The 25,123-nt window shown below is 70.6% G+C and carries 26 protein-coding genes, 1 tRNA gene and 1 pseudogene; 11 read left to right on the forward strand and 17 right to left on the reverse strand.

The window, feature by feature from the left end; genetic code table 11:
- Positions 1 to 160: 160 nt before the first annotated feature.
- From OG413_RS09215 to OG413_RS09225, 3 genes are all read right to left on the reverse strand, one after another.
- Positions 161 to 1,828 (reverse strand): FAD-dependent monooxygenase, encoded by a 1,668-nt coding sequence (locus tag OG413_RS09215; RefSeq protein ID WP_266804170.1) that lies wholly within the window; start codon positions 1,826 to 1,828, stop codon positions 161 to 163.
- 2 nt (positions 1,829 to 1,830) lie between these two features.
- Positions 1,831 to 2,346: a VOC family protein gene (locus OG413_RS09220; RefSeq protein ID WP_266804172.1), complete on the reverse strand. Its 516-nt coding sequence runs from the start codon at positions 2,344 to 2,346 to the stop codon at positions 1,831 to 1,833.
- A gap of 311 nt (positions 2,347 to 2,657) precedes the next feature.
- On the reverse strand, positions 2,658 to 3,224 hold the full coding sequence (locus OG413_RS09225; RefSeq protein WP_266804174.1) for a TetR/AcrR family transcriptional regulator: 567 nt from the start codon (positions 3,222 to 3,224) through the stop codon (positions 2,658 to 2,660).
- A gap of 195 nt (positions 3,225 to 3,419) precedes the next feature.
- On the opposite strand from OG413_RS09225, the gene OG413_RS09230 reads away from it, so the two are divergent.
- Complete coding sequence (locus OG413_RS09230) at positions 3,420 to 4,286, forward strand: fumarylacetoacetate hydrolase family protein (protein ID WP_266804176.1); 867 nt, start codon at positions 3,420 to 3,422, stop codon at positions 4,284 to 4,286.
- Positions 4,287 to 4,341: 55 nt separating this feature from the next.
- Here the strand turns inward: OG413_RS09230 and OG413_RS09235 are convergent, their stop codons facing one another.
- From OG413_RS09235 to OG413_RS09250, 4 genes are all read right to left on the reverse strand, one after another.
- Positions 4,342 to 5,391 (reverse strand): hypothetical protein, encoded by a 1,050-nt coding sequence (locus tag OG413_RS09235; protein ID WP_266804177.1) that lies wholly within the window; start codon positions 5,389 to 5,391, stop codon positions 4,342 to 4,344.
- A 204-nt stretch (positions 5,392 to 5,595) separates the two neighbouring features.
- On the reverse strand, positions 5,596 to 6,177 hold the full coding sequence (locus tag OG413_RS09240; protein WP_266804179.1) for a TerD family protein: 582 nt from the start codon (positions 6,175 to 6,177) through the stop codon (positions 5,596 to 5,598).
- 78 nt (positions 6,178 to 6,255) lie between these two features.
- Complete coding sequence (locus OG413_RS09245; RefSeq protein ID WP_266804181.1) at positions 6,256 to 6,525, reverse strand: Sec-independent protein translocase subunit TatA; 270 nt, start codon at positions 6,523 to 6,525, stop codon at positions 6,256 to 6,258.
- Between the two features lie 168 nt (positions 6,526 to 6,693).
- A complete protein-coding gene (locus OG413_RS09250) occupies positions 6,694 to 7,269 on the reverse strand; it encodes a TerD family protein (RefSeq protein ID WP_266804183.1) in 576 nt (191 codons plus the stop codon).
- Positions 7,270 to 7,525: 256 nt separating this feature from the next.
- Between OG413_RS09250 and OG413_RS09255 the strand changes: the two genes are divergently transcribed.
- Positions 7,526 to 7,930 carry a BlaI/MecI/CopY family transcriptional regulator gene (locus OG413_RS09255; protein ID WP_266804184.1) on the forward strand — a complete coding sequence of 135 codons (405 nt, stop codon included), beginning with the start codon at positions 7,526 to 7,528 and terminating at the stop codon, positions 7,928 to 7,930.
- Between the two features lie 4 nt (positions 7,931 to 7,934).
- A complete protein-coding gene (locus tag OG413_RS09260; protein WP_266804186.1) occupies positions 7,935 to 8,867 on the forward strand; it encodes a M56 family metallopeptidase in 933 nt (310 codons plus the stop codon).
- Positions 8,868 to 8,937: 70 nt separating this feature from the next.
- Here OG413_RS09260 and OG413_RS09265 read toward each other — a convergent pair whose 3' ends face one another.
- Both OG413_RS09265 and OG413_RS09270 read right to left on the reverse strand, forming a co-directional pair.
- Positions 8,938 to 10,002 carry a sporulation protein gene (locus tag OG413_RS09265; RefSeq protein ID WP_266810017.1) on the reverse strand — a complete coding sequence of 355 codons (1,065 nt, stop codon included), beginning with the start codon at positions 10,000 to 10,002 and terminating at the stop codon, positions 8,938 to 8,940.
- A gap of 93 nt (positions 10,003 to 10,095) precedes the next feature.
- Positions 10,096 to 10,317 carry a hypothetical protein gene (locus OG413_RS09270; protein ID WP_266804188.1) on the reverse strand — a complete coding sequence of 74 codons (222 nt, stop codon included), beginning with the start codon at positions 10,315 to 10,317 and terminating at the stop codon, positions 10,096 to 10,098.
- A gap of 862 nt (positions 10,318 to 11,179) precedes the next feature.
- Here OG413_RS09270 and OG413_RS09275 point away from each other — a divergent pair.
- Both OG413_RS09275 and OG413_RS09280 read left to right on the forward strand, forming a co-directional pair.
- The gene (locus tag OG413_RS09275) at positions 11,180 to 12,496 is read left to right on the forward strand and encodes a hemolysin family protein (protein WP_266804190.1); all 1,317 of its coding nucleotides are present in this window, start codon (positions 11,180 to 11,182) and stop codon (positions 12,494 to 12,496) included.
- Complete coding sequence (locus OG413_RS09280) at positions 12,493 to 13,512, forward strand: hemolysin family protein (protein ID WP_266804192.1); 1,020 nt, start codon at positions 12,493 to 12,495, stop codon at positions 13,510 to 13,512. Before OG413_RS09275 ends, OG413_RS09280 begins: the two co-directional genes overlap by 4 nt.
- Before the next feature lie 152 nt (positions 13,513 to 13,664).
- Here OG413_RS09280 and OG413_RS09285 read toward each other — a convergent pair whose 3' ends face one another.
- Positions 13,665 to 14,150 (reverse strand): hypothetical protein, encoded by a 486-nt coding sequence (locus tag OG413_RS09285; protein WP_266804193.1) that lies wholly within the window; start codon positions 14,148 to 14,150, stop codon positions 13,665 to 13,667.
- A gap of 11 nt (positions 14,151 to 14,161) precedes the next feature.
- Positions 14,162 to 15,619 carry a helix-turn-helix domain-containing protein gene (locus OG413_RS09290; protein WP_266804195.1) on the reverse strand — a complete coding sequence of 486 codons (1,458 nt, stop codon included), beginning with the start codon at positions 15,617 to 15,619 and terminating at the stop codon, positions 14,162 to 14,164.
- A 162-nt stretch (positions 15,620 to 15,781) separates the two neighbouring features.
- Here OG413_RS09290 and OG413_RS09295 point away from each other — a divergent pair, with 162 nt between their 5' ends.
- From OG413_RS09295 to OG413_RS09310, 4 genes are read left to right on the forward strand one after another with little or no spacing between them, the layout of a single operon-like run.
- Positions 15,782 to 16,054 (forward strand): hypothetical protein, encoded by a 273-nt coding sequence (locus OG413_RS09295; RefSeq protein WP_266804197.1) that lies wholly within the window; start codon positions 15,782 to 15,784, stop codon positions 16,052 to 16,054.
- On the forward strand, positions 16,051 to 16,209 hold the full coding sequence (locus tag OG413_RS09300; RefSeq protein WP_266804199.1) for a hypothetical protein: 159 nt from the start codon (positions 16,051 to 16,053) through the stop codon (positions 16,207 to 16,209). Before OG413_RS09295 ends, OG413_RS09300 begins: the two co-directional genes overlap by 4 nt.
- Entirely contained in the window at positions 16,206 to 16,385 is a 180-nt protein-coding gene (locus OG413_RS09305) for a hypothetical protein (RefSeq protein ID WP_266804201.1), read from the forward strand. Before OG413_RS09300 ends, OG413_RS09305 begins: the two co-directional genes overlap by 4 nt.
- Complete coding sequence (locus OG413_RS09310; protein WP_266804203.1) at positions 16,382 to 16,675, forward strand: hypothetical protein; 294 nt, start codon at positions 16,382 to 16,384, stop codon at positions 16,673 to 16,675. The genes OG413_RS09305 and OG413_RS09310 overlap by 4 nt, the downstream gene beginning before the upstream one ends.
- A gap of 696 nt (positions 16,676 to 17,371) precedes the next feature.
- On the opposite strand, the pseudogene OG413_RS09315 reads toward OG413_RS09310, so the two are convergent.
- From OG413_RS09315 to tgmA, 4 genes and pseudogenes are all read right to left on the reverse strand, one after another.
- Positions 17,372 to 17,926: pseudogene (locus tag OG413_RS09315) on the reverse strand (HD family hydrolase); the annotation flags it as partial.
- Between the two features lie 970 nt (positions 17,927 to 18,896).
- Positions 18,897 to 19,985 (reverse strand): methyltransferase domain-containing protein, encoded by a 1,089-nt coding sequence (locus OG413_RS09320; protein WP_266804204.1) that lies wholly within the window; start codon positions 19,983 to 19,985, stop codon positions 18,897 to 18,899.
- Positions 19,985 to 20,986, reverse strand: a complete 1,002-nt coding sequence (locus tag OG413_RS09325; protein WP_266804205.1) for an MvdC/MvdD family ATP grasp protein — start codon at positions 20,984 to 20,986, stop codon at positions 19,985 to 19,987. The genes OG413_RS09320 and OG413_RS09325 overlap by 1 nt, the downstream gene beginning before the upstream one ends.
- Entirely contained in the window at positions 20,986 to 21,276 is a 291-nt protein-coding gene (tgmA, locus tag OG413_RS09330; protein WP_266804206.1) for a putative ATP-grasp-modified RiPP, read from the reverse strand. Before tgmA ends, OG413_RS09325 begins: the two co-directional genes overlap by 1 nt.
- 290 nt (positions 21,277 to 21,566) lie before the next feature.
- Between tgmA and OG413_RS09335 the strand changes: the two genes are divergently transcribed.
- Positions 21,567 to 22,829 carry a helix-turn-helix transcriptional regulator gene (locus OG413_RS09335; RefSeq protein ID WP_266804207.1) on the forward strand — a complete coding sequence of 421 codons (1,263 nt, stop codon included), beginning with the start codon at positions 21,567 to 21,569 and terminating at the stop codon, positions 22,827 to 22,829.
- 15 nt (positions 22,830 to 22,844) lie between these two features.
- Positions 22,845 to 23,159: a 4a-hydroxytetrahydrobiopterin dehydratase gene (locus OG413_RS09340; protein ID WP_266804208.1), complete on the forward strand. Its 315-nt coding sequence runs from the start codon at positions 22,845 to 22,847 to the stop codon at positions 23,157 to 23,159.
- Positions 23,160 to 23,361: 202 nt separating this feature from the next.
- On the opposite strand, the gene OG413_RS09345 is transcribed toward OG413_RS09340, so the two are convergent.
- Together OG413_RS09345 and OG413_RS09350 are read right to left on the reverse strand one after the other, a co-directional pair.
- A tRNA-Lys gene (locus OG413_RS09345) sits at positions 23,362 to 23,435 on the reverse strand.
- A 134-nt stretch (positions 23,436 to 23,569) separates the two neighbouring features.
- Positions 23,570 to 25,042, reverse strand: a complete 1,473-nt coding sequence (locus OG413_RS09350; RefSeq protein WP_266810019.1) for an amino acid permease — start codon at positions 25,040 to 25,042, stop codon at positions 23,570 to 23,572.
- Positions 25,043 to 25,123 lie beyond the last annotated feature (81 nt).

A 25,123-nucleotide genomic window follows, 5' to 3' on the forward strand; every position in this document is an offset into this window, starting at 1 on the left:
CGTGTGATCCGTGTGATCCGTGCGGCCCAGGCGGTCCGTGTGATCCGTGTGATCCATGTGCGTTTCCCTCCGCGATACGGCTGTGCCGCTGTTCGGCCGGGCTTGCGGGCTGGGCGGGCTTCGCGCCCCGAATCAGTGACCTGCGGTGGGCGCCCCGCACTCAGTAACCTGCGGTCAGCGCCTCGTACAGCGCCGCTTCGAGGGACGAGCCGGTCCCCTCGGCGCTGCTCCACGCGATGTGGCCGTCGGGCCGGACGAGGACGGCTCCGTCCGCCGGAATGCCGAGCCGCGCCGGGCAGACTCCGTCGTCGTCGATGACGTCCCGGCCGAGCACGACGGTGTGCGACGGCACGCTCTCGGTGACCGTCGCGAACGTGTCGGCCCGGGCCGCGCCCTCGGGGCCGGTGATCAGCGTGAAGCCGGGGATCAGCAGGTCCAGGGTCGACACCCGGACGCCGTCCCGTACGACCCAGGCGTGCGGCAGCCGGGCGCCGCGCACCGCGGACGGGCGGAAGTCGGTCGCCGACAGCGGGGCGCCCGTCGCTCCGTCCGCGCGCCGGCCGGGCCCGTAGACGTAGCCGATCTCCTGGTTGAGCGCGTCGAAGTGCGGTCGCTGGCCGGGGATGGCCGCGGCGAGGCGCCCGCGTTCCTCCGCCGCCACCGCCGGGTCCGGGCTTTCGAGGCGTGCGGCGATGTTCCCGGTGTCCGGTCCGATGCCCGCGTCCGCCATCTTGAGCGCGTTGAGCACGCTGTGGCGGGCGTTGTCCACGGCGACCGGGCGGCGCTCGCCCTCGTAGCTGTCGAGCAGGGTTTCGGGCGCCCACCCGTTGATCACCGCGGCGAGCTTCCACGCGAGGTTGTCCGCGTCGGCGAGACCGGTGTTCATGCCCAGTCCGCCCGTCGGGGGGAACTGGTGCGCGGCGTCGCCCACCAGGAAGACGCTGCCGCTCCGGTAGCGTTCCGCGGTCCGCGCCGCCATGGTCCACGGCCCCACGGCCCTTATCCGTACGTCGAGTTCGTCCACGCCGACCGCGTCGCGGATGATCTGCGCGCACCGCTCGGGCGGATAGTCGGCCGGTGACTCGGTGGCCGGGTCGAAGCTCCGCTGGAAGGTCCACCGGCGGTCTCCGTCCATCCCGATGAAGACACCGGGCGAGACCGTGTTGATCGCCCAGATGAGCAGAGCGGGATCGCGGCTCGTCCAGGGGGACAGGTCTGCGTGGAAGTAGATGTTGAGCTGGTGGCCCAGCACCGGGGACCCTTCGAGCCCGATCCCGAACCCGTCGCGGATCACGCCGGTCGCCCCGTCGGCCGCGACCGCGTAACGCCCCCGGATCGTCTCCCTCCGCTGCCCGCTCTCCACGGACACCTCGACGCTCCCGCCCCGGTCGGCCACGTCGAGGACGGTGGTGTCGTAGCGGAGCGTGGCCATGCCCTGGGCGAGGACCGCGTCGAGCAGGTGCTGCTGCACACGGTCCTGGGCGCACGAGGTGAGCATCTCGGGGGATGCCTCCACGCGGCGCCGGAGTTCTTCGGCGGGACCCTCGGCCAGGTTGATCCGGCCGAGCTCGGGCCCGGAAAGGGTCTGTTTCCAGCGGATGTTGAGGGTCCACTCGGGGTCGACCGCGTCCCCCAGCACCGCTTCGGTGAGGCCCCAGCTCCGCAGCAGTTCCATGGACCGGGTATTGACGACGTGGGCCCGCGGGTGGGGGTTGACGCCGGAGTACCGCTCGCAGACCACGCTGGGAACGCCGTGCCGGCCCAGCACCAGAGCGGTGGCCAGCCCCACGGGGCCCGCGCCGACGATGACGACGGGGGTGTCGGTCACGGTCATGACTGCTTGACCAGTTCCGCGAAGGCCTCACCCGACTCGAACCGGCGGACCAGTTCGGCGGGGTCGAATTCCACCCCGATCGGATTGGCCGCGAAGGCTCCGGAACGGAACCACTCGCGCAGCTCCGCCTCCGTGGCGAAGTTGTCGATCTGCAGCTCGATGTGGTTGCCGTCGGGGTCGGCGAAGTACATCGACGTGGTCGGCCCGTGGTTGATGCACCAGAACGGATGGACCCCGTCCGCCTTCAGCCGCCGGTAGGTGCCCAGCAGGTCCGCCATCGTGTCGTAGGTGAAAGCCGCGTGGTGCAGACCGGTGTGCGCCTCGCCGGGGTGCTCGGAGGCACCGGTGCCCACGAGCGCGACCCGGTGGTGCTCGTCGTCGTAGGTCAGGAAGGCGATGAAGTCATTGGCGAACGTGACGCGGCCTTCGAGAACTCCTGTGTACCACTCGGTCATCGCCGCCAGCTGACCGGTCTTGAGAACGATGTGGGCGAGTTTGCCTGGAGAAGCCATGAGAGCAACCTCCTCATCGAGGGCAGAACAGCCTTCTTGGCTGTCGTACAAGAGGAGCATAGGGACGCTCTTGTTCGAGAGTCAAGAGAGGAGGTCGCAATGAGGCGGTGCGGGGGGTGCGGGTGGGGGTGTGGAGTGTGGGGCGGGGTACGGGGTGTGGGGCCGGGCGCGGGGTGCGGGAGTGGGCGCGCCGAGTCCGGGCAGGGGTGATCCACCCGGTCACCCTCGGCGCGATCGGGCACGGGTGAGCCGACGGTCACGCACGGCGCTCACGGCGTACGGAAGAGCTCCACGGTCGGCGCGAAGGCGCCTCAGCGCGCGGCGGCGGCCGCCACCAGCGCGTCGGTCAGCAGCTCGACGAGTTCACCGGTCGCGCGGTCACTCCTGCGCACACTGACCAGCAGACCTTCGAAGAGCACGTGCGCGGTGTCCGCGACGAGTCCGACATCGGCACCCGCGGGCAGCCGGGTCGCGATGACCGCGAGCAGGCGCTCCTCCAGCCACTCCTGAATCCGGGCGTACGCCTCACCGAGGGCCTTCGACTCCACGATCCGCTCGTACGCCTCCCGGTGCAGCCCTCGGTAGGGCTCCATGCCCGACAGGAGGGCGACCAGTTCGCGCTGCGGGTCCCCGGCGATCCCGGGGTCCGACTCGACGCGCGCCCGCTCCTGGGCGAAGAAGCGGTCGATCGCAGCCGCGAACAGGTCGTCCTTGGTCGGGAAGTACCAGCGCACGGCGTTGGCGGCCACCCCGGCGGCGCGGCCGACCTCGGCCACGCTGGTCGCCTTGTACCCCTTGGCCGCGAAGAGCTCCCACGCATGCTCGACCATGGCGGCCTCGCGCTCGGCCTTGGGGATCTGCTGTCGGTTACGTGGCATGGCAAGGAGCCTATGCCGAAGGCGGCGGCCCCCCGGTCGCGGTACATGAACGCCTCCCGACGCCACACACGCACACCTGCCGACGCGGTACGTGAACACCTCTTGACGAGCGGCCATCCCTCCCCTTGACTCTGGAACAAGAAGACTCTTGACTGTGAGGCAAGAGAGTCGGCCGACCGGACAAAGGGGTTCGTGATGCGTCTGTACAGCACCGATCTGGGCATCGCCAGGGAGGACAGGCCGGGCGAGCTGGCACTGCTCGGCCTGCCCTTCGCCGACCTGGACGCGCTCCTGCGGGGCCCCGGCACCGAGGCGGCGAGGGCGGCGCCGGTCACCCGCCGCGTCCCGCTCGACCGCGTACGGGTGCACGCGCCGGTACGCCGGCCGGGAAAGGTCCTTATCGTCGGCCTCAACTACCGCAGCCACGCGGCGGAGGCGCTGGAGAGAATGGCCGCCATGGGAATGGGGAGCATCGCCCTCCCCGAGGAGCCGAACTTCCAGGTCGTGGCGGGTTCCGCCGTGATCGCGCACGGCGAGGACATCGCGCTTCCGGCGGTCGCGGCCTCCCGGGTCGACTACGAGGGCGAGGTGGCCGCGGTCATCGGCCGCACCGCCACGGCCGTCTCCCCCGCCGACGCCAGGGGCCATCTCGCCGGTCTGACGGCCGCCAACGACGTGTCGGCCCGCGACATCCAGAGCCGCGCGATGACCGGGGACCCGACCGCCTCCATCGGCGTCGCCAAGAGCTTCGACACCTTCAAGCCCCTCGGCCCCTGTCTGGTGACCGAGGAGGAGTTCGACGAGCCGCTCGACCTGCGGCTGCGCACCCGGGTCAACGGCGAGCCGCGCCAGGACGACCGGACGAGCGGCCTCATCCACGGCCTGCCCGAGCTGGTCTCGTACCTCTCCCGCTATCAGACCCTCGAACCGGGCGATGTGATCTGCACCGGCTCGCCGAGCGGCGCCGGGGTGTTCTCCGAGCGCTTCCTGCGCCCCGGCGATGTGGTGGAGGTGGAGGTCGACGGCATCGGGACGCTCCGCAACCGGGTGGCCCCGGCCTGACGGGACCGCCGCGGCCCCCGGTGGGCGGCCGGGGACACCGGGACCGCCGCCGCCCCTAGTCGGCGGCCGGGGACACCGGGGCCGGACAGCCGTGACGCCGGGCCGAGTTCGTGGCGAAGGTCTTCAGCGCGGCCCGCTGGAGCTTCGGATCGGCGGCGCGGAAGGCACCGGCCTCCTCGTCCCGGACGGTCTCGACGGCATAGAGGGCTTCGCCGTCCGGGCAGTCCGCCGTGGTCCAGTACACGCCGTCCGTACCGCCCGTACCACCCGTACCACCCGTACCGGTGAGGTAGCGCTTGCCGCGGACCGTCTCCAGGCGGGCGGCCTTCACGTACGGGCCGTAGTAGGCGGACAGTTGGAACAACCGGTTGCCCGCGTCGTCCGTCAGCACGCAGTCCTCGACCGGAGCGGCACCGTCCGCCACGGCCTCGAAGACGGCCGAGGCGATTCCCTCGCACGTGCCCGTGGCGCTGCCCGCCGCCTTGAGCGTCCGCGTGGTGTCCTCGGGAACTTCGGTGATCTTGCCGTCCGCGGCGGAGCCGGTGCCGCCGCAGTCCCACTTCTCCGCGGTGCTGTCGAGCGTGCCCGCCAGCACGCGGGCCAGGCGCGCCCGCTGGAACGGCTGATCGAGCGGGGAGCCGGAACCGTCGCGGACCGCCGCCATCACGACGGTCAGCCGATCCGCCGCCTCACTCCCCGCCCCGCTCTTTCCGCAGGCGAGATATCCGCTGGCCACGGCCGTTCCCTTGGAGGTCTTCAGCACCGCGGACCGGCTGTTCCCGAGTGGCGACATCAGCGTTCCGCCGAGGTGCGGGTCGGCTCGCCGCATGGCGCCGAGCAGCCGCGCGGGGGCGTCGCCCCGGGTGATCTCCACCCGGAGCGAAGCGGCGCCCTCGCCCGGATCGGACACCGAGCAGTGCGCCGGATCCTCCCCCTGGCCGCGCAGCCGGTCCGCGCCGAGCAGGTCCGTCAGCTCCGAGGTGTCCAGCAGGCCGTCGCAGGCCGAGTCGAGGGAGCGTCCGTCCTCCCGGCCGCCGTCGGTCGCGTAATGGATCCCGCCCCCGATCAGGGCGAGCGCGACGACACCCCCCGACGCCCAGATCACCCGCCGACGCCGCAGCCCCGGGGCGATCCGTCGTGACGGGTGCCCTCGTCAAGGGTGCTCTCGTGAGCCGTGCCGTTCTCCGTCATACGGTTCAGTCCCTGCCCAGCACCGAGAGTGCGTCCTTCACATAGTCCTTGCACTGCCCGGCGGCCCACTGGTTGATCAGGTCGTGCGAGGCAACCATCGTTACAGGTACACGGGCCGCTACAGATGCGGGGTGATGGCGGGCATCAGGTCCTGGAAGGTGCGTCCGTCGGCCGGACTCCCGATGGCCGCCATCTCCCAACCCGTGCCGCTGCGCCGCACCTTGGCCATGATCTGAGCGGTGTGACGACCGCCCCCGGTGAGCGTGTAGCGGGCCAGTTCCTGGCCGTTGCTCTCGTCGAGGAGGCGGCAGAACGCGTTGTCGACCTCCTCGAAGGTCTGGCCGGTGAAGGAGTTCACCGTAAAGACGATCTGGTCGATGTGGACGGGGACGCGTTGCAGGTCCACGACGATCGACTCGTCGTCACCGCCCTGGCCCGCCCCGCCGACCCGGTTGTCGCCGGTGTGGCGTACGGACCCGTCGTCGCTCACCAGGTGCTGGAAGAAGACGACATCCACCGGCTGGTTGTCGGCGAAGAGCACCGCGGAGGCGTCCAGGTCGATCTCACGGGCGGTGAGCTTGGCGAGGAACCCCTTGCGCGGTGCGGACTTCCAGCCGAGCCCCATCCGTACGACGCTCAGCGCGCCGCCGTCGGACTTGCTGAGGCTGATCTGCTGGCCCTTGGACAGGTTTACGGACATGTGCCGCCTCTTCGTTCGGTCGGATGGGCAGGGAGCGTGGGTGCGGGTGGCAGGGAGCGTGGGTGCGGGTGCCAGAGTTCAGCTCCGGGCGGGCCCGCCGTCCGTGCCGCCGCCCGGCCGCACGGTGGTCGTGTCGCCGGGTCGCACCCGGATGACCTGGGGGGACGGCGATCGCGGGTCGGCCGCGGAAGTCCCGGACGTCTTCGCCTCGGACTTCATCGCCTTGGTCTCGCTCTTGAGGATGCGTGCCGCCTTTCCCGCGCTGCGGGCCAGGTCCGGGAGCTTCTTGGCGCCGAGGAAGACGATGACGACGATCAGGAGGATGGCGAGTTCGCTGAGTCCGAGCACTGGAATCCGCTTTCTTGAAGTGGCCGTGAAGGACGAGGGGCACGGGGCGGGGCATACCGCACGGGGCGCGGAACGTGTTCCGTGCCCCGTGCGTACGGCGGTGTGACAGTGACGGCTGTGGCGGCGGTGGCACAGGCGGTGGTGCCGTGCGCGGTGCCGCCGTACGGGTCAGATGTTGACGCCGAAGTCCTTGGCGATACCGGCCAGCCCGCTCGCGTAACCCTGGCCGACGGCGCGGAACTTCCACTCGGCACCGTTGCGGTAGAGCTCTCCGAAGACCATCGCGGTCTCGGTGGCGGCGTCCTCGGACAGGTCGTAGCGGGCGAGCTCCGCGCCGCCCGCCTGGTTGACCACCCGGATGAAGGCGTTCCGGACCTGGCCGAAGCTGTGGCCGCGGCTCTCGGCGTCATGGATGGAGACCGGGAAGACGATCTTCGACACATCGGCGGGGACGGCGGCCAGGTCGACCTTGATGACCTCGTCGTCGCCCTCGCCCTCGCCGGTCAGGTTGTCGCCGGTGTGCTCGACCGAGCCGTCCGGGCTCTTGAGGTTATTGAAGAAGACGAAGTGCTGGTCGGAGGGGACCTTCCCGGCTTCGCCGACGAGCAGGGCGCTGGCGTCGAGGTCGTAGTCGGTGCCGGTGGTCGTACGGACGTCCCAGCCCAGACCGACCAGTACGGCGGTCAGGCCCGGAGCCTCCTTGCTGAGCGAGACGTTGCCGCCCTTGGCCAGGCTGACACCCATGTCGTACCCCTATCCCGCGTGTATCCCGTGCGAAGGAGCCGGGTCCGTTACCCGGTTCCCAGTGACACCCCAAAATCTACAGCACTGTAGAAACCATTGGGGGGCCCGATACGGAACGCTGCCGACCACTCCCCCGGGCCCTGCGGCGGCATCCGCGCCGACGACGGGCGGACGGAGGCGAAAGGCCGGGCCATCAGTCAGTACGATGAACCGCCCCGCGGCGGCAGGCGAGGCCACGAGGCGGGCGGGAGACGGCATGACGGAACAGCACCAGGACGGTACCGGCCGGCATCCCCGCCGCCGGGGCCAGGGAGAGCTGGAAGCACTGGTACTGGCCGCGCTGCGCCAGGCACCCGGCGCGGTGAACGCCGCCTGGGTGCAGGAGCGGCTGGTCGGAGACCTCGCGTACACCACCGTGATCACCATCCTCACGCGCCTGCACGCCAAGGGCGCGGTCGCCCGCGAGCGGACCGGCCGGTCCTTCGCCTGGACCCCGGCCGCCGACGAGGCCGGGCTCGCCGCGCTGCGGATGCGCAAGGTGCTGGACGGGGAGTCGGACCGTGAGGCCGTCCTCGCCAGCTTCCTCACCGCCCTTTCCCCCGGCGACGAACAGCTGCTGCGCGGCCTGCTCGCCCAGACGACCGACGACGCGGAAGACTGACGTCATGGGGGTCTTCGTCTTCCTGCCGCTCGTACTGCCCTTAAGCGCATGGCCGATCGCGCGCCTGGCCGAGCAGCACCTCCACCCGCGCGCCGCCACCCTGCTGCTGACGGCGGTCGCCGGCGTGCTCGCGGTCTGCAGCACGCTGTGCCTGGCGCTGCTGATGGTCATCGGTACGGCGCAGCTGCCCGGCAACCCGTTGCCGGACGCCTGGTCGGACCCGGAGGTGCGCGAGGCCCTGCCGTACGACGAGGTGGCGGGCAAGGTGGCGATCCCCGCCCTGTTCGGCGTGCTCATCGCGTGCGCGAGGACGGCGTGGCGGCATCACCGGGTACGGCGCCGGGCCGGACAGGCGCTGGCGTGGCTGCCCAGCAGGTCAGTGGCGGTGCTGCCGGACGAGACGCCGTACGCGTACGCCCTGCCGGGTGGGCGCCGGGACCGGATCGTCGTGACGACCGGCATCCTGGCCGGTCTGAACGCCGCGGAACGCCGTGCCCTGTTCGCCCACGAGCGGGCCCATCTGACCGGGCGCCACCATCGCTTCCTGCTGGCCGTGCAGCTGGCCGCGCGGGCCAACCCGTTCCTGCGGCCGCTGCGTACCGCAGTGATCTACACCGCCGAACGGTGGGCGGACGAGGACGCGGCGGCGGCGATCGGCAGCCGGCGCACCGTGGCCCGCGCGATCGGAAAGACCGCCCTGATCTCACGCGGCGCGCCCGTCGCGACGCTCGCCGGTTTCGCGGCGGCCGGGCCGGTGCCGCGCCGGGTGGCCGCCCTGCTCGGACCGGCCCCCGCCGCGCGCGTGTGGCCGTCCGTCTTCACCACGGTGGGGCTGGCGGCCTGGGGAGCGGCGGCGGGCACCACCGTCTCGGCGCTGTCCTCCGCCAACTCGGCCATCACGTTGTACTTCGTCCTGCACGCCGCGACACCGATGTAGAAGCGGGGCCGGGTGCGCGCGGCGCGCGCGGGACGTCGGGGCCGGGTGCGCGCGGGACGTCGGGGCCGCCTCAGCCCTCGTCGCCCCCTTCTTCCTCGTCCTCGTCCTCGTCCTCGAAGGCGTCACCGATCTCGTCCACCACTTCGGCCGCGACCATCCCGCCGACCACCCCGACGGCGAGTCCTGCCGCACCGACTGCGACGACGGTGCCCATCCCGGGTCCGGAGCGGTGGCCGTGCCCCTCCCCGTGGTGAGGCTCGCTGTGGCCGAAGCGGTCCGCTTGATGCGGATCCTGGTGGCCGTACGAGCCATGCGTGCCGTACGAGCCATGCGTGCCGTACGCGCCAGTCGTGCCGTACGAGGCGCGGTGCTCGACCAGTTGGCCCATCCAGGCGTCGACCTCGGCGTTCCAGTCACGCTGCCCCACGTCGTGGTGGCTCACGGTGAAGCGGGTCACCGTGTCGTGGCCCTCGGCGAAGAGGCCGCCGCGCTTGTCGGCCTCCAGGACCACTTCCATCCCGCCCGGATGCGCGAGGAAGGTCACCTCGATCTCGTTGACCGCGTGCGCGTACCGCGCGGAGGGGGTGAGCTCGACCTCCTGGTAGAAGGGCAGCCGCTGGCCGGTCCCGCTGATCCGCCCCAGTTCCAGGTCGGCGGACTTGAAGCCGAAGCCGCTCTGCCCGAAGGCTTCGAGGATCGCCTCCTGTGCGGGCAGGGGGCGCACGACGAGCGGGTCCAGGTCGCCCTTGTCCTTGGCGCCCGCCACCGACAGTTCGGTACGCACACCGAGGACCACCCCGAGGCTCTGACCGTGGAGTTCGGTGACGGGGGTCTCCCACGGCAGCGTCACGCTGAAGGGGACGCTGCGCCGCTCCCCCGCGACGAGGCGGAAGGTGCCGCCGACGGCGAAGCGGTCGAAGGCGACGGTGCCCTCGTGTTCGCCGTCGTCGTGTTCGGCCTCGACCCGGGCGACCAGCTCCAGGGTGATCTGCTCAATGGTGAAGTCGGCGTCGCCGCCCTGGAGATGGACCTGCCCGTCGAGGCTGCCGCCGGGCACGACCGCGCCCGCGTCGAGGACCGTGTCCACCGTGGGCCCGCCCACGCCGAGCGAGCCGAGCAGCCGTTTGAACACCATCGTGGCGTTCACTCCTTCTTCTCTGCGGGTGATTCCGGAGCGGCGGGCCGGTGCGCCGCGGGCGTCCGCGGCGCACCGGCCCGCACACCATGCCTACTTGGCGGTCGCGCCCAGCGCCGCCAGGGCCTGCGCCCAGCGCGCGTACTTCAGGTCTGCCAGATCGGCGACGGTCTTGACGCCGAACGCCTCCTGGAGCAGCTCGCCGTCCCGGTCGGAGACCCCCTTCAGCGCGGCCACGGGTGCGTCGAGGATCTCCGGCAGGCTCTTGTCCGCCCACGCCTTGTCCAGCACCTTGTCCAGATCGATCGAAGCCACGAAGGTCCTCCCACGGAATTCGGATGGATGGTGCGTGCGACGGGTCCGGTCCGGGGACCGGTCGTCGTGCGCCCCCGCCGGAACTCCGTTCGCGCGCAGGGCGAAGCCGGAAGTCCGGGCCGCCCCACACTTCTTCTACACGCGTGTAGAAGCATAGGGCCGGGAGGGCGGCGTCCGGGGCCGAACCCGAAGACCTGGGGAGGACCGTCCCCCGCATGGTCCGTTTGCCGTTCCTTTACAGTGAGTGTAGAAGTACGCCGCTTCGGCATCCACTGATCTGACCCTTTTGACAAGGAGCCACGGACCCGCGATGGGTGAGCCTCCCAGTACCGGCCGTGCCGCTCCCCGCCCCCGCACAGGAACCGCGGGACGGGAGTGACACGGTGACCGACGCTTCACCCCTTCCGCGTGCCCCGGCCCCGCATCCGGGCCGCGCGCTGTTCGCGGCGACCGGGTTCGCCCCGGCCACGGCCGGGCACGCCGAACCGGCGCGGGCCCGCCACCGGATGCCCGGACGCCCCGCGCGAACCGGCCCTCCAACGCCCTGGCGTGCGCCTCAACACCCCGCTCGGACCAGGCTCAACACCCGCCGGGCATCCAGCGCAACACCCGGCTCAACACCCCACCGGGCATCCGGCGCAACGCCCTGCCCAGCACCCCACCCGGCGCGCGGCTCAGCACCCTGCCCCGCACCCCACCCGGCACTCGGCTCTCCGCCTTCCGCCCTCCCCACCCTCCAGAAGGAGCGCTCCTTGTCCGCCAGACCGACGGCACCCGACTCGCCGGGGCACAATCCGCGACCGCCCGCCCGCAGCCGTGACGCACGGCGGCGGCAGGGTGCCCTCACGCGATCGACCTGCCGATGAGCGCCGTACTGGGGCTGCTGGCCGTCGTCGTACTGACCGCCGGCACCGGATACTTCGTCGCGCAGGAATTCGCGTACGTCGCCGTCGACCGGCTGGCACTCGCCCGCGAGGCCGCGGCGGGCGACAAGCGGGCCGCACGCGCCCTGAAGGTGCTCGGGCGGCTCTCGTTCATGCTCTCGGGCGCCCAGCTGGGCATCACCGTCACCGGGCTGGTGGTCGGCTTCCTCGCCGAGCCGTCCGTCTCCGCGCTGCTCAGGCCCGTGCTGGAGGGCCTCGGCCTGCCGGACGGAGCCGTCTCCGCGATCTCCGTGGTGCTCGCCTTCGTCCTCGCCACCTTCGTACAGATGGTGCTGGGTGAGCTGGCCCCGAAGAATCTGGCGCTCGCCGTACCCGAACGGCTGGCCAAGTCCCTGGCTTCGTCCACCCTCGTCTATCTGAGGATCGTGGGCCCCGTGGTGCGCGTCTTCGACGGGGCCGCGAACAAGCTGCTGCGCACCGTGCGGATCGAACCGGTCGAGGAGCTGCATCACGGCGCGACCCTCGAAGAGCTCAGCCATCTCATCGGCGAGTCCCACGAGCAGGGGCATCTGCCCGCCGACACCGCCGAGCTCCTCGACCACGCGCTGGCGTTCTCCGAGCGCACGCTGGACGAGGTGATGGTGCCCCGCGCCGACGCCGTGTTCGTCCGCAAGGACGCCACCGCCGCGCAGGCGGTCGAACTCATCGCCAGGCACGGCCACTCCAACTACCCGGTGGTGGGCGATCACCCCGACGACGTCGCGGGAGTCCTCGGCGTACGGGATCTGATGCGGCTGCCCGCCGCCCGGTTCGAGCGCACCACCGCGGGCGAGGTGGCCCACCGGCCGCTGCTGCTGCCCGACACGCTTCCGCTGCCGCACGCGGTGGCGCGGATGCGGGAGCGGGACGACGAGTTCGCGGTCGTCCTCGACGAGCACGGGGGCATCGCGGGAGTCGTCACGTACGAGGACATCGCCGAGGAACTGGTCGGCGACATCGCCGACGAGAGCGACACCGTCGTCGAGCTCGCGGTCGCCGACGGAGCGGGCTGGCTCGTGGACGCCGGCCGCCGCCTGGACGAGGTCGAGTCGGCCACGGGCATCGCGCTTCCCGAGGAGGAGGACTACGACACCGTGGCGGGCCTGATCATCGACCGGCTCGGCCGCTTCCCGGCCATCGGCGACCGTCTGACCACGGACGGCGTCCGCATCCAGGTACTGAGCCTGGACCGCCACGTTCCCGAACGCGTACGCATCGAGCCGGCCGAGCGCCCGGCCGAGGAGGCACAGGCATGAGTTTCCCCGTAGCCCTCCTCATCACCGTCCTGCTGCTCATCGGCAGCGGCTTCTTCGTCGCCGCCGAGTTCGCCCTGGTCGCGGCCAAACGCCACCGCATGGAGAAGGCCGCCGCCGAAGGACAGCGGGGCGCCAAAGCGGCCCTCGCCGGAATGCGCGAGCTGTCCCTGATGCTCGCGGGCGCCCAACTCGGCATCACCATCTGCACCCTGGGCCTCGGCTCCATCTCCAAGCCCGCCATCTCGCATCAGATCGACCCGCTGCTGGTCGATCTGGGCCTGCCCAGCGGCCTCAGCTACGGCATCGCCTTCGCCCTCGCCATGCTCGTCGTCGTCTTCCTGCACATGGTGGTCGGTGAGATGGCGCCGAAGTCCTGGGCCATCGCCCACCCCGAGCGTTCCGCGATGCTGCTCACGCCGCCCTTCCGCGCCGTGGTCAGAACCGTGCGCCCGCTGATCCGGTTCCTCAACACGATCAGCAACGCCCTCGTACGCCTGTGCCGCGTCCAGCCACGCGACGAGCTGACCTCCGTCCACAACCGCGAACAGCTCACGCACCTGGTCGTCGAGTCCGAGCGCCTCGGCCTGATCAACAAGACCGACTCCGAGCTCATCACCCGCTCCCTGACCGAACCGCAGACCCCGGTCGCCGAGCTGCGGATCCCGGCGGGCGACATCATCACCGTCCCCGCCGACGCGGGCCTCGACGCGATCCTGGCCCGAGCGACCACCGCCGACCGCACCCGCCTCCTGGTACGGGACGGCGACCGGGTGCTCGGCTCGATCCACGCACGCGACGCCCTGGTCGCCCGCGCCCACGACCGCACGACCACCGCCCGCCAACTGGCCCGGCCCGTACCCGAGCTGAAGAGCGGCGACAGCATCTCCCACGCGGTGGAACAACTGCGCAGGAACCGCGCGTCGCTGGCCGTCATCCGCGACGACCACGGCCGCCTCACGGGCCTGATCAGCCTGGACGACCTACTGGCCCGGCTGCTCCACCCGCAGACCGCCTAGAGACATACCGGACTGCGCGAACAGCCCTTCCCGGACACGCGGGAACGGTCCCCCGTGCTCCCCTCCGGGGCAACCACGGGCCGATGGTCCCCGCACTGCGGGGTTGCCCCCTTCGCCTTCGGGCGGAGGGGGCTTCTTGTGCTGTCGGGAGGTCACCCGCGCCGAACGGCTCCGGCCGGCCAGATCACATCAACCGCCAGTCCAGCCTGCCGGGCCTGTACAACGGTGTCGGCGGTGCCGCCCCCCTTGCCAGACGGGGGCGTACCGTCCCACACGGCGACCAGGCGGTCAGCGCGGCGGAGAAGTTCAGCATTCGCTGCCTCGTAGGCGGCCCGGTTGGCGGTTGTATGCGGCAGGGTCACCACGTCCTCGGCTGCCTCGATCAGGTGGTCGAAGACGGCAGCGTGGGCTGGCTTCACCTTCGTCGCGCGGTAGTCCTGGGAAGGGATCACCGCGACCAGGCGGCCCCCGATGGCAGTGACCTCTTCCGCGAAGAGGCTGTCCGCCCCGGCGGCGATGCAGGACACCCCGGTCAGGTCGTCGCTGTACTCGGCGAGCAGCTCACGCAGTGCGGCCCTTACCAGTGGGACGCTCTCGTCGGTCAGGTCCATGTGCCCGGTCACGGCAAGTGTCGTCATGTGCCCGTTCCTCAGCTCGACAGCAGGTCGCGGATACTATCGCGCGCCTCCCGTACCGGACGCGAAGCGCTGTGTCCCACGGTGTAGGGGTACAGCTGCCCCAGCTGGGCACGGACACGCCCCGACTGCGTACCTCGCGCGGCCTCTACTGCCAGGGTCGTTTCAGCGGCGGCCCCCTGGATGTCGCCTGCGAGGAACCGGCATTCGGCCAGGCCAATGCGATCGAGCGCGTGCGAGCGCCCAGCCTCGGCACCGCGGGACGACAGAGCGATCCGGATTTCGTCGGCTGCCCCAGCGGCGTGCCGACGCGGGTCGGTACGCGCAAGATCGAGAAGCCGCCCCCCGGTGACGCCCGCGAGTTCCGCCTCATCGAAGTAGGCGATCCAATAGGGCTCGTCGCCATCTGTGCCGACGGCGGCGAGATTCTCGGCCGCCTTCGCGGTGGCCCTGTGGAATCCGGCGATGCGGCCCTGCGCGGCGTAGGCCCAGGCTTCACGGGTATGGAGCATGGCCCGAACCCGGGGGCCGATCACGTCGCGGGCGCCCTCCTGGGCGAGGTGGATCAGTTGCAGCGCGTCGTCGGCCCGGTCGCGGTAGAGCATCTGCCGGGCCATCCCGGCCAGCACATTGGCCCCGAAGACCACATCACCTCCGGCGTGGGCGGCACGGAGAGCGAGGCGGTAGTAGTCCTGCGCACGCCGGTGCGATCCGGAATCCCAGGCCATGGTGGCCGCCGTGCCGGCCAGCTGCGCCATGACGCAGTACAGCCGCTCCGTGACAGCTGGGGCCTGGTGGTCATCGAGGGCCCCGGAAACTTCGGCGAGCTGGCCAAGAACCGCTTTCCTTCGCAGCCCGCCGCCGAACTGGTGGTCCCACTGACGGAACGCCCTCGCGGTGGTCTCCAGCTCTTCGACCTCACGCATCCCCAGTCGGCCCGGACGGCGTTGCCCTGGTACGGCGGCGGCCGGAACAAGCCAGCCTTCGAGGCTGTCGAGGAGCGCAGCGCCGGTTACCGCGGCACCGGCGAGGGCGCGGGTGAGGGCCCGTCGGTCCATCACAAGATCACTCCTGGTGAGGTGGGCAGCCAGGTCCACGGTGGCGTCGGGCCGCCACGGGATCTCGCCTGTGTCCGCCCGGGTACCTGGAGCCTCTGGCTGGTCCTGCCGCGATGTGGTGTGTTCGCTCTCCCAGGGGCGTGGTGCCAGCCCGAGCAGGCTGCCCGGGATGCGGAGGCCGTCCGCGATCCGGCAGACAACATCGAACGATGTGACCCGCTGGGCCCCATTGATGATCGTGGACACCTTGCCGGGGGTGAGCTGGCAGGCGGACGCGATGCGATTCTGGGAGAGGCCGCCCCACTTCTTGATCAGAGTGAAGACGGCAGCGAAGTCATGCTCGATGAGCGCTGCCCGGACGTCTGCTCTGTCGAGCACGTCGGGGGTGAGCAGGCTGGGGATGGCGGCTTCCATGGGCTGACTCCCCTTGCGATCCTATGCACGCTCAGGCACTTACTGGAGCGCCAACGACTGTATTACCGCCTCGGTAACCCCCGCTGGTCATCCCGCAGCTGCGGGTGCGAGACGACGCTGTGATGGCGACGGAAACCGCAACCGAAGCGGAGAGGCACGGCGATGACGATGAAGTTGTACGCGGTCGATCGGTACGGCGGTGCCGTACAGGTGACCCGCAAGGAGCCCACCACGCCGCTACCGCCCCTTGAGAACCTCTCCGATGCTCAGCAGCGCGGCACGCACTGCGTCTGGTGCACGGCACGCCTCGGCACCGACCTGGGTATCGACCTCGGCGAGCAGCGGGTCATCCCCGCCACCGGCGCCGCGTACTCCTGGTTTCCCCGTGAATGCATCGACGTCCTGGCATGCGCGGGGCGGAGGGCGGCCCGATGACGACATCGACACGGCAGCGGACCGCGCACCTGCCTCCGGACCACGCGTATCTGGCGTACCTCGGGCATACCCTGGCGTGCGATGCCTGCCGTACGGGGGCACAGTGCGCGACCGCCGTGCGGCTCGGCCGCGCCTGGCGGAAGGTGCGCCGATGAACGCGCCCATCGGGTACGGGTACTGCTGGGCCGAGCGCTCCGACACGTACGCCCGCTGCACCCAGCCCCCCGGCCACACAGGGCCCCACTACCACTGGCGCGCCCCCAGCGACCACAGGGAATGGCCGAACCACCAGACCACCACCCCGCACCGCGCCCGGAGGGACGACGAGTGAAGTGCCACCACAGCGGAGGCGTCCACGACTTCGCGATCGAGACCGACGGCATGACCCGGTGCCCCGAACACGGGGTCACCCTCCTGTGGCACGGCGAACCGATCACGGACGCCGAGCTGGCCGGGACGGCCGCCGCGTGGACCCGGTTGGATGAGGAGCTCGCCGCGGCCGAGGCAGCGCGCAGCGATACGTACAGCGCCGTATGCCGGGCCGCCGCCGAACAGTCGCATCTGGCCGACGGGCACACCGCCTGCCGACGCCCTGGCTGCGCGTGCCCCTGCCACTCCTGAACCCTGCCCGCCGCTGCCGATCGCTCCGACCGGTCGCAGACTTGCCCACCGCGACCTGAACGGAACCACGATGACCATCAAACCGATCCCCGCGCCGCCCTCGAACGAGGAAAGCCAGGGGTGCGCCGGATGCGGCACCACGACGGGCACCTGCCGGGACCCGCGTCGGCACGGCCTCATGTGACCAACGGTCCCCGCCAGTCACGCCCCGTAGGCTGCCCCTGTCCCTCCCCCCGAGGGCAGGGGCGTCACCTGTTCCCGCCCACGAGGGAAGTGCGGTGCCTGTTGGCCACGGCGAGGCGGTCAGATTGCCGCTCGGTCCAGGCCGCGTGCTCCAGCTCGACTACCTGCCATGGTCCGGACCATACGCAGCTGATCAGCCGTTGAAGGGCTGCGTCCCGTGCGCGACGGCAATCTGATCGATCCGGGTGGCCAGGTCGAGTCGGCCTCGGTGAGCTGGTGCCCGGCGCATCGCGCCACGGACGCATCACGCTCTCCAGAGTGACCAACTGCCGCCACACGCGGGTGAACCGGGTTACCACCGTGATTGTTGCGACGTTACGGGTGGTCTCCACCGGGCGGAAGGGCCTCTTCGTGCGTCGGGGGCCAATCAGCGATGGCCCCGCCGTCACGGGGCGAATTCCAGGGGCCTTTCGTCATGCCCGGAGCTACTGCTTCCCCTCGCCCAGGGCGGGTGCGCGGCCAGTCAAGGGCGCCCTGCGACAGAAGCTCATCGGCCAACCGGTTCGCGGTCTCGGTGACGAGACGCCCACGGCTGTTGTCTATCCACCGCTGCGCGTTCTCGTAACCCTGCGCCTTGTACTCGATGCCCTGGAGCAGGCACTCCAGCTTGTCCGCATCGCGGGCAGAGACCGCCTCGGGCGACTCCTTCGCCTCATACTCTGCGACCAGCTCGCGGACCGTCGACGCCAGCACCTCGGGCATCCCTGCCGTCTGGTCGGCGGTTACCGCCTGCGGGTCGCCTGCCGACGCGTATTTCTTCCCGAGGTGGTTCACGTCCCCGGTGCGGGTCTCCTGCGTGTCGTGCCACACCGCGAGGAACGCGGCGCGGGCAGGGTCCGCGCCCTCCAGCTTCGCGATGATCGTGGCGATCAGCGCCGTGCGCCACGAGTGCTCGGCAACGCTCTCCGGGTCCCGGACTCCAGCCATCCACCAGCCCGTTCGCCGAGTCTGCTTGAGCGTGCCCGCCTCGTACAGGAAGCGGCCCACTGCGGTCAGGTCGTCAGCCACAACGCTCTCCTCTCAGCTCCTGGCCATCCCACATCACGGGCAGGACGTGGCGCAGTTCCTTGCCGGGCGCGATGCCGCCACAGGTTCTGGCGAGCTGCGGTCAGAGCCCACAGGATCCGGCAGACTCCCCGCCTCGACGGTGAGCGCGTCGCCCACCACAGTCAACGCTCTGGACTGGGCCGAGAGGCAGGGCTCGTGGGACTCGAACCCACAACCAACGGATTGAAGACCTGACGATCTCGTGTCGAGGTGTCCCTCCCTGCCCCCGCCGGCCGCAGACATCCAGCAGGCAGGGCCACCGATGCCATCCGGTTCGACTCAAGGAGGCCTGTGCCGGCACGTCCGCTCACGCAAAACCGTCTGGACAGATCCGGCGCCGCTACCGGCGGTCAGTCACCGATAGGTGGCCCAACACCGCACTGCTGGGACCTATCTTTGAGAGCCTGGCTCGGAACGACCCCACGGACGTGGGGGTGGTCCTGTCGACGCCTACGCTGCGCTGCCGCTGGCGCAGTCGTCCCCGCCGCACGCGGGGATGGTCCCAGTCTGCTTAGTTGGACACAGATTGGTCCCCGCGCACGCGGGGGTGTTTATCGATACGTGGTCGCCATACCGAAACCTCGGTTGGCGACCACGTGCGTCTTGCCCCGACAACGGATGCACACGCGCGAGCGGTTCTCGATTGCCAGCCCGACCCGCCCATGATGTTCGTATCTAACTAAGCAGACTGTTCCGCGCTTCCCGTAACCCCAGATACGGAAGCCCGTTGACCTCGGAGAAGGCCGCCAGGCGAGTGGCCCAATCAATATCCGTAGGGGGCGAACATGTTCGTGATCACACTGAAGAGGCGGGATCCTTGGTGGTCCAATCCGGGGTGGTGGAACCTCATCGTCAGCGTGGCTGTCGCCGCTGTGTTCTGACAGCGCATCCCTCGCAGGCCCTCAAGCCTGCGAGGGATGCTTTTGACCAGTCATTCGCCCAGCGTCCAACTCGGCCCGTCCGGGTCGTCGAGCCAGACGACCTGTCCCTCCGGGCCGGTGGTGATGCCGTAACGGTCTGGGGTGGGGCGGCCCGCGATTTGGTAGCTGCGGTGAGCGTCTTCAAGACAGGCCCAAAGGGATCGGGGGCCTGCCTCAACGACCGTGCCATCGGAGCGGAGTTGTGCAATGGAGCCGTCCTGGTTCCAGACGCGGGCGCCAGTGATCTCCCTGTTGTCGTTCAGGTCGTACTGCCAGGTGAGGCCGGGTACGGCGATGCTGGCAAGGAAGCGGAAGTGGTTGTCGGCGATGGCCTCGGCGGGGACGGTGGAAGGACGGCCGAGGCCGGTGGGCAGCGGCGGCCGGCGGGTGGGGACGCCGTCGGACGGGGTCTGGCGCAGCGGCATGAAGAAGGCCCCGTGAGGAAGGAAGCGGCCGGTGGCGGTGTCCGGGCCTGTGGGGCGGATGCGGGCGAGGGCGTTGCCGAGCGGGGCAAGAAGGAAGCCGCCGTCCGTGAGCTGCTGGAGCAGGGCCAGAGGAACGGTGGACAGACCGCAGGTGACGATGACACGGTCGTAGGGCGCGCGGTCGGGGGCGCCGAGGGAGCCGTCGCCGGTGATCACGGTCGGGTGGTATCCGGCGGTGGCCAAGCGATCGCGGGCAGGTCCAGTGATGTCCTCGGTGATGTCGACAGTGGTGACGTGATCGTCGCCGAGGCGGTGGGCGAGCAGGGCGGCGTTGTAACCGGTGCCGGCGCCGATCTCCAGCATGCTCATCCCGTCCTGGACGGCGAGGGCTTCGAGCATGGTCGCCATGAGCGAGGGCTGCGAGCTGGACGAGGTTGCCGCCCCGTCCGTGCGGTGTGTGACCAGGCTTCGGTCCTCGTGGACAGCGGTGAACCACTGGTCGTCGCCAGAGATCCGGTCACCGGCCGACGCGTAGAAGTACGGGACGAAGACATGGCGGGGAACCTCTTCGAAGGCACGGCGCCACTGGGGGTCGGTGAGGTCGCCCGCGTCGGTGAGGGACTGGGCGAGGGCGCGGCGGGCCTTGGCGGCCCGATTCGTGAGGTCGTCGGTCATCAGCGGGTTGAGCCTTTCTGCAGGAGATCGGCGAGGGCGTGGGTGATCGGCTCGCGGGTGGGCTCGATCCAGGCCCACTGGCCGCCCGCGTTGACGTCGACCAGGTAGTGCACGCCCTGGGCATCCACGATGAAGTCAATGGCGGCGAAGACCAGGCCGAGGCGGCGCACCATCTCGCGTACCGCGTCCCCGATCGAGGCGGGCAGGCGGATGGCGGTGTGGGTGAAGGCATCGGAATCCTGGCGCCAGTCCGGGCCGCGGTGACCGACCGGGGCGTGGACGGCCGCAGCGAACAGCCTCCCGGCGACGACCGCGACACGGACCTCGTACGCCCGGTCTGTGACCTCCCGCTGGAACAGATGCGCGGTCAGCGCAATACGAGGATCGGCCCAGCGCTCCTCGGGGACGCGGCGGGTGTAGAGCTGGCCCCGGGTGCCGCCCTCGGTGTGGACGATTCCGCCCAGCACCTTGGTCACGATCCGCCCACCACACCGCCGGGCGAAGGGCGGCACGGCGGCCGGGTCGTTGGTGATCAGCGTCTCCGGCACCTGGAGTCCACTGGCCACGGCGGCGGCCAGGTGCACCGGCTTGGTGCAGTCGACGTTCGCCTGCGGCCGGTTCACCCACAGCACTCCGGGCAGCGAGCCGAGAACGGTGATCGCCCGCTTGGCCTGCCCGACCGCGAAGCGGCGCTCTGGGCCACCCATCGATTCCGGCAGCTCGTGGACGGTGGGCTTGCGCCACCACACCGCCCGCAGCTCCGATAAGTCGATGCCCCGGGCGTCGTCGTGGAGGGATCCGGTCCAGCGGCCGTCCGCCCCCAGCTCCGTACGGAGAGTGGTGCGGGTGGGGAAGTCGGCGAGGTCGGTCCGCCAGAACGGGACCCGCCGCTCGTTCAGCTCCCGCAGGACGAAGTCCGCGGTGGGGTCCAGGGCGTGGGTGACGACGAGCACGCGCGGCGGGAGACCGCCGCGCGTGCCCTGACTGGCGCGGAACGTCATCAGTCGTCGTACTCGTCGTCGTTCTGGTCCGTGTCGACTGCGATGGCGTCCTTGCCGTCCGACTCGGTGTTGCACGACGTCTTGCTCATGGCCGGGTGGGCGCCGGCCGGGAGGCCGTCGACCAGGGAGAGCTGGGTGACCGGGTCCACGGTCAGCACCGGACGGTGGCCTGTGACCGGAACCGGGTTGGTCAGGCTGTCCAGACCGAACGGACGAGTTTCGGCCGGTCCGGCGGGCTCGACGGCGATCTCGTGGGAGAGGGACGGGACGCGTTCCAGCAGCAAGGACACCAGGGTTTCCCTTTCGTCGTAAAGATGCTCAGGCGGTCCCTGGATCGATGACCAGGGGGTCATGCGCTCCGGACGGGCCGAGGGTGGGTCCGCCCCTTGTCGGGGCAGTCTCAGGAGGTGCGGAGCCGTTCCAGGAAACCGCTGGACCCCGCCGGACAGCCAGGAAGCCCGACGGCCACAGAGCGGCCATTCACCGGCCACTTCGAACAGACGCACCGAACCCCCGTAACGCGGGGTATGAGTCGATCAGTTGGGCGCTACGTTGGAGAGGTCGAACGCAAGGGGACACGGTGAGGACCAACGGCAGACTGCGGGCGGCACGGCTCGACCATGGCTGGCTGTCCCAGGAGAAGGCGGCCGAGGAGATCAGCACGGCGGGCCGGCTCGCGCTCGGGGACCCGTACTTCACCGTCAGCGTGCGTACCTACCGGCGCTGGGAATCGGACGGGCCGGGCTGGCCCCGGCCGGACACCGCCGCCGCCCTGCGTGCGGCCTTCGGTCTCGGCCCCGAACATCTCGGCTTCACTCCCCCACCCGGCCACCCCGCCCGTCTGCGCCACGCGGAGGAGGCATCGTCCATGGAACGCCGCAGTTTCCTGGCTGCCGGATCGGTGGCCGCGCTCGGCATGGTGAACGCTGCCGACCTCAGGCCCCGGGACATCGACCCGGCCCTGGTCGGCTACTTCTACCAGCAGCTCGGTGGCCACTACACCGCCGACATGATGCTCGGTCCTCGCGATCTCATAGGGACCGTCACCGAGCAGTACCGGCTGATCAGCGATCTCACCCGGGCGGCCAGGGGCACCGTGCGGGAAGAACTGATCCAGGTCGGGGTGGCCTACGCCGCGCTGGCCGGATGGCTCCACCAGGACGCCGGCCTGTGGGACTCGACCGCTTACTGGCACGGCATCGCCCAGATGGACGCGCAAATGCTCGCGAACACCGACCTGACCGCGTACATCCTCTCCAACATGGCCCGCCTCCGTTCCGACCTGGGTGACGGACGGGCCGCTGTCGACCTGTGCCGGCAAGGGCTGAGCGAGCGGCACCGGCTCTCCCACCGCATCCGCGTCAACCTCATGCACCAACAGGCCCACGGCCACTCGTTGCTCGGAGAACGGACCGCTGTGGACCAGCTCCTGGACGAGGCGTCCGCAGTGGTGGAGGTGGTGGATCCGTCCATACCCTGGGGCGCGGTCCACCACAACGCGTACTTCTTCGAGGTCCAGCGCGCCACCTGCTACGGACGGATGGGGCTGCACTCCGAGGCCCAGCACATCTGGGACCGGATCAACGCCGACATGCCTCCGGCCGCCCGCCGCGATACCGGCGTGTACCTCGCCCGCCAGGCCGCCGCGTACGCCGCCACCGGCGAACCCGAACACGCCGTCACCCTGGCCGCCCAATCCGCCGAGATCGCCGCCCAGACGCGCTCCGCCCGCCATCGCAAGGAGTTGGAAGCCCTCCGCCAGAGCATGAGCCGCTGGCGCGACGACCCCATCGGCGACCGCCTGGTCAAGGCCCTCAAACCACTCGCCGCTCAAAACCATTGAACGAAGGAGTCCCCTTTGACCGCCACCCCGCTGTCCGAGGCCGAACTCGGCCTGGCCCTCACCGACCTCCCGGACTGGAGCGTCCGGGACGGGAAGCTCACCGCGACCTTCAAGGCCGACCGCTCCACCGTCCCAGCCCTCTACACCGCCGTCGCCACCGCCGAGGACGAGGCCAACCACCACGCCGAGGTCACCATCCTCTACGGGACGATCGGTTTCGCCCTCAACACCCACGACGCCGGGGACGCGATCACCGCCCTCGACACTGCTATGGCCGCCCGCCTCACCGCCCTCGCCACCGAGCACGGAGCCCGCTCGTCGGACGGCTGACGGACGGGTTCAGCGTCCGCACCGTCGTACCGCCGTGGCTTGCGGGCACGATGGCCGACTGGTCTCGGCCTCGGTGGCGGGCAGCCGACACCAGCGGGTACAGGACCGCACAAGCGCCGAAACACCGAAGCGCCCCGCCCGGCATCAGCCGGACGGGGCGCTCCTTCACAGGTCACGGGCTTGCGACCGTCCCTGCATCGCGTAGGCCGTGTGGGACTCGAACCCACAACCAACGGATTAAAAGTCCGCTGCTCTGACCAATTGAGCTAACGGCCCCTGGCGAATCACCCCCGAGCATAGCCCGCCCGAGCCCGGCAGCCGATCCGGTATCGGGTGCCGGGGTCCGTCGTCCCGGTCGGAGGGTGGTCGGAGGGCGTCCGGAGGGTGGGCGGGGTGTGGGCAGGGTGGGGTCAGTGCGGGGGTTCGGGGGAGATCGTGCGTTTGTGATCCGGGTTGTCCGGCTTCAGGAACCAGTGCCGGGCCGAGACCAGCCACCAGGTCGCCGCGAAGCCGAGCACCACCAGGACCGCGATCGGGGCGTAGTTGAAGGTCTCCCAGGTGACCGGCGACACCTGGGGCAGCATGAACAGCACCGTGATGATCACGACCCACGTCACCGCCACGATGCCGATCGGGCGGGACCAGCGGCCGAGGTGCCAGGGGCCGCGGGCGAAGTCGTCGCCGCGCAGGAGGCGGAGCAGGGTGGGGATCACGTACGCGATGTAGAGACCGATCACCGCGATGGACGTGACGGCGGCGTACGCGGTGACATTGATCAGGTACGGGAGGCCGAGAGCGAGGGCGCCCAGGGCGGCGAGCCAGACCGCCGCGACGGGGGTGCGGGTGCGGGGGCTGACCGTGTGCCAGATGTGGGAGAACGGCAGGGCGCCGTCGCGGGAGAAGGCGTAGATCATGCGGCTGTTGGCCGTGACCGAGGCCATGCCGCAGAAGAGCTGGGCCCCGATCACCACCAGCAGCAGGAGCTTGCCCGTGGTCGCGCCGAGGGCGTCCAGGAGGATCTGGGCGGGCGGGGCGCCGGTCGGGGACGTGAGGGCGCCCTCGTACGACTGGATGGCGAAGGTGAAGCCGAGCAGGAGGACGAAACCGGCGATCCAGGAGGTCCAGATCGACTGGACGATGCCGCGCGGCCCCGCCACCGCGGCGTCGTGCGTCTCCTCCGTCATGTGCGCCGAGGCGTCGTAGCCGGTGAAGGTGTACTGCGCCATCAGCAGGCCGATCATCACCACGTAGAAGCCGCTGCCCCACCCCGTGTTGTTGACGAACTCGGTGAACACGTACGACGCCGACTGGTGCGAGTCCGGTACGAAGGTCAGGGCGCCGACGATGACGGCCACGCCGAACACGTGCCACCAGACGCTGACGCTGTTGAGGACCGCGACGATGCCGACGCCGAAGGTGTTGAGGAGACCGTGCAGCACCAGGATCGCGGCGAAGAGCAGGATCGTCCGGCCGGGCGTGACCTCGAAGCCGAACTGGAGGTTCAGATACGCCCCGAGGAAGGACGCCGCCCCGAAGTCGATCCCGGCGGTCACGGCGACCTGGCCGAGCACGTTGAACCAGCCCGTGAACCACGCCCAGGCGGCCGCCGAGCGTGGCGGGGCGAGACGGTGGGCCCAGAAGTACAGGCCCGCCGAGGTCGGGTACGCCGAACAGATCTCCGCCATCGCCAGCCCGACGAACAGCGTCATCAGGCCGACCCCGACCCAGCCCCAGGTGATGACGGCGGGGCCGCCGGTGTTCATCCCGAACAGATACAGCGTCAGACAGCCGGAGAGCACCGAGATGATCGTGAACGAGACGGCGTAGTTGGAGAAGGCCGACATCCGGCGGGCGAGGACCTGGGTGTAGCCGAGTTCGGCCAGTCGCGCCTCGTCCGATCCGGGCGCCGCGGACGGGCCGGGCGCCGCGGACGGGCCGGGGGACGCGGGCGAACCGGAGGACAC

It is taken from the genome of Streptomyces sp. NBC_01433 (assembly GCF_026340105.1).
Classification (GTDB): Bacteria; Actinomycetota; Actinomycetes; order Streptomycetales; family Streptomycetaceae; genus Streptomyces.